The sequence below is a fragment of the Streptomyces sp. NPDC055140 genome, from assembly GCF_053607285.1.
On sequence record NZ_JBSGTG010000128.1, the window covers coordinates 1 to 3,468 of the forward strand.

General features: G+C 68.6%; 3 protein-coding genes and 1 pseudogene. All 4 read left to right on the forward strand.

The genetic code is table 11. The annotated features are described in order from the left end of the window. Positions 1–382: 382 nt before the first annotated feature. The 4 genes and pseudogenes from ACWFR4_RS48125 (at position 383) to ACWFR4_RS48140 (ending at position 3,215) form a co-directional block, all read left to right on the forward strand. Entirely contained in the window at positions 383–760 is a 378-nt protein-coding gene (locus ACWFR4_RS48125; protein WP_453658241.1) for a hypothetical protein, read from the forward strand. Positions 761–841: 81 nt separating this feature from the next. Further along, positions 842–1,447: a hypothetical protein gene (locus ACWFR4_RS48130; RefSeq protein ID WP_453658243.1), complete on the forward strand. Its 606-nt coding sequence runs from the start codon at positions 842–844 to the stop codon at positions 1,445–1,447. A gap of 197 nt (positions 1,448–1,644) precedes the next feature. Beyond that, positions 1,645–1,974: pseudogene (locus ACWFR4_RS48135) on the forward strand (HU family DNA-binding protein); the annotation flags it as partial. 455 nt (positions 1,975–2,429) lie between these two features. Beyond that, entirely contained in the window at positions 2,430–3,215 is a 786-nt protein-coding gene (locus ACWFR4_RS48140) for a GP88 family protein (protein ID WP_453658245.1), read from the forward strand. Positions 3,216–3,468 lie beyond the last annotated feature (253 nt).

Genomic DNA, 3,468 nt, shown 5'->3' on the forward strand with positions numbered 1-3,468 from the left:
ACCGTGTGCCCCGCACCCCTCGTCCGAGGAGTGCGGGGCACAGCCATGTCCGGCCCAAGCCAAAGAAGGGGCGAGCTGAGGCGAGTGAGCGATACGTGGAAGCCCGCGAGTGAAGCCGCTCCGTCCGTTTTGCACCCCGGGGAACCACTGGCCCGAAGACGTCCGCCCTGGCTAAGAGGAGGCAGTCCGTCTACGAAGCGCCGAACGCTGCTGCGCTCGTGCCCCCCATGAGCCGCGACACCACGAGCCACAACGCCCTGCGCGTGGCCGAGCGGCTCATCCTCGGCAGAACACGACGACCTGCTCCAGCACCCTGCACGTGTCGGCTCGCCCCCTTCCACCGGGGCGGGCTTTCGGCATATCCGAGCTCGCACGCAGAGGCATGGGAGAGGACGAGGCAGTTGCGCCGGTAACAGCCAGCGACTCCATCGGCCGCCCCCACCTGGCCGGCCTGACCCCGAGCCAACGACGCCGGCTCGCCCGCGACTTCCGCGCCGAGGCGTTCGAAGTGGCGGTCGACATCCTCCTTGACCTCCCCGAGACGGTCCCCGCGGCGCAGGGCGGCATCCCTCCCTGGGAGCAGGTGTACCCCCTGGCCGCGGGAATCGCCCACTACTACTGGTTCGATCCCGCCGCCATGGCTGACCCCGACGAGACCGCACGCATCCTGGCGACCGCCGACCGCCGCCCCGTCCCCTTCGCTGCCATACCGGACCAACGATCCTCAGCGATTGCTTGCGTGGAGGAGTTGCCCACGTAGCCGACTGCCACGGCACGGTTCGACCACCGGGCCGCCACCCCGCCCGGGCATCTCACCCCGAGCCCCTTCGGAGGAACCGCCATGGCATCGAACGCTCCCCTCACCAGCGCAGAGCTGGCCGCCCACGACCGAGCACTGCTCACCGAATTCCTCCACCGCTGCGCCACCCCTTTGGGCGACCGACGCCGCGGGGGTAATGCCGTCCTCAGCATCCTGCGCGACCAGTTGGAGGCCGCCCTGACCGCCCAGGGGGCGCCCGAACCCCTGGCCCTGTCCTGGACCCGACTGGTCACCGCCCCAGGCAAGGAGCCCGGCCCGACGATCGTCCACCTCACCGACTCCGCCGAAGGCGCCTACGAGCTGCGCCTCGACGATGAACTGCGGGAGGCCCTCGGCCTGGTGCTGATCGACCCGTCGGACCCCGACGAGGTCGCCGCCGAGAACGCCGACTATGACGAGTCGGAACCTCCCCCGCTCGAAGACCAGACAGCCGAAGCCCTTTTCAGCTACCTCGTCTCCGAATCCGAGGCCTGGCAGTGCGGCACCGCCCAACTCGTGCATGACTTGACCGAGCCGGAAGGCCTGGACTACCTCCTTGCCCACGGGCCACTGCGCATCGACGAGAACAAGGCGCTGATCACCGCGATCCGACTCCTGGACCCCGAGCGGTTCGGCCCCGCCAGCTGAGCCGATACGACGTTCCCGACGGAGCACCTACCGAGGCCCGCCCACGCCACCCGCGGGGGCGGGCACCTGGTTTTCAACGGCTCCTGACCAGGCGAGTTGCGGGGGTAACTCGGCGGCGCCGCACAGTGCATCACGCCAGACCGGCCCAAGACCCGGCACAGGCAACCAAGTTGGTACAACTCAGAGGGGATCACTCCATGAACAAGGCCCAGCTGATCGAGGCCATCGCCGACAAGACGGGCGGCCGCCGGCAGGCCGCCGACGCTGTCGACGCCGTCCTCGACGCCATTGTTCGAGCCGTCGTCAAGGGCGACCGCGTCTCGATCACCGGCTTCGGCTCGTTCGAGAAGGTCGACCGCCCCGCCCGCTACGCCCGCAACCCACAGACGGGCGCGCGCGTACGAGTCAAGAAGACCTCGGTACCCCGCTTCCGATCGGGCCAGGGCTTCAAGGACCTCGTCTCCGGCTCGAAGAAGCTCAAGAAGAACACCCTCGCGGCGAGGAAGGCCCCCAAGGGCAGCCTGACCCGCGCCGCTTAGAACTCCCCGCCCCGGCGCCCCGGTCTCCTGCCCGGGGCGCCGGGGTATTGCCGTTCCCCGACGGCCGCCAGGCGCCCCGCCCACAGGGCGACGCAGACACAGCTGCCCTGTCCGGATCGGCCAGCGAACACCTGCCCGCCCGGCGGAGGTTGCGGGGCTTGCCGCCGGGAGGGCGAGTGTGAGCGCGCTGGACCGGCCCCGCGCCGCGTGGCACGTCCCTTCCATCTCAGCGGGGGACCGGACCAGCTCGTTGCGCAGCCCACCCCACCGCCTCTGACCGCCGACGCCGGGTCCTTCATCCCGTAGTCCGGCGTCCGCGAAGGGTCGGGCGCTGGCATGGCACCGAGACAGCACCGTGGCCCGCGGCTGGGCTGTCTCACCGACTGCCGCCTACACCGCACACCACCTCATCCGAAACCCCTGGACTCGTGGAGTGCCTCATCATGGCCACCCAACAACTGCTGTCCCAGAACGGCAAAATGCGTGAACAAGGCATCTGGAACTGGACGTTGCCCGCAGGGCCAGTGCGTCTCGAGAGCCAGGCCCCCGACGGAACACTGACCGTGCGCAACGTCAACGTGTGCCCTTCGGCGAGTGAGTGCCTCAAGCACTGCTACGCCCGAGGCAAAGACTCCGCCTACATCCGCTTCCCGGCCGTGCGCGCGAAGCACCTGCGAAACCTACAAATGGTCCTGGACACACCGCTCCTCTGGCGGGAACGAATGGCCGCCGAGCTGCGTCACCCCCGCTACCAGCCGAACCCCAAGACAGGGGCCGCAGGAGAGATCCGCATCCATGACTCCGGAGACTTCTACGACGATCCGTACACGTTGATGTGGTTGGACATCATTCTTGGTGCCCCCAAGTACTTGCGCTTCTACGCATACACCAAAGAAGTCTCGCGGGCACGCCGGCTGCTGGAACCAAACCGCCCCAAGAACCTCACGCTCATCTACTCACTGGGGGGCAAAGAAGACGACCTGATCGACCGCGACCGGGACCGTCACGCCGACGTCTTCCCCACGCTTGCCGCGCTGGAGAAGGCCGGGTACTCCTCCCAAGCCGCTTCCGACCTCCTGGCCGCGTACGGACCCAAGCGCGTCGGCATGACCATCAACCGACGTGGCACCCACCTACCCGCATCCTTCGGTGAACTTCAGCAGCAACGGGGCGCCGAGGCCACCGCCCGACTCGAGCGCCAGCTGGCCAAAGCCCGCGCCTCCCGCTGAGCTGCCACAACCCGCCCCAAGCCCGCCCTGCGCCGTCACCACGGCCGGGGCGGGCCTGGGGCGTTCTCGGAGCAGACACCTGCCGAACCCGTTGCCGGGCTAGCCCCAGTCACACCAACTTCGGCCAAAGCGGTGCGGCACAGATCCGTGCCCGACCTCTGGAGACCTTCATGCGGTTCCTGATTACTGATGACTCCCGCCGAATCCTGACCGCCATCGACGTACCCGACATTCCCGATGGAGAGGCCGCAAC